Raw genomic sequence first — 364 nt, 5'->3', positions numbered from 1 at the left:
GGCAGGATGCGTTCATGCAGCACCGCGACACTGCCGTCGACGCCGTATTTCGCCAGATCGGCCGGCGCGGCATACCAGCGCAGCCGCGAGGACGCCGTTGCATCATCGGGAAGCTCGATCCTCAGCGGCGAGCCGGCGAGATCGATGATTTCGGGCGCGTAAGCCGCGAGCGTCTCGGCTTCGGAGGGCTGGTTGTCGTCCGTCACGTCGCTGTCGGTTACTTGCCCACGCCAGGCGAAATAGCCGTAAAGCCCGCCCGAGCAGACGATCGCCGCGAGCATGACAAGCGCCAACCGCCGCCAGAATCGCGTCCTGCGCGATTTGCGGATCTCGCTTCTCCTGATGCTGAAACTGTCGTCGATCC

1 protein-coding gene is annotated in these 364 nt (G+C 64.8%); it reads right to left on the bottom strand.

Features of this window, described 5'->3' with window-relative positions:
• Positions 1-364 (bottom strand): hypothetical protein (locus AC1D0P_RS32280; RefSeq protein ID WP_477680447.1); only part of this gene is annotated, 364 nt, incomplete at both ends.

This window comes from Polaromonas sp. P1_G2, from assembly GCF_056405515.1.
This window is presented reverse-complemented; position numbering and strand designations above follow the sequence as displayed.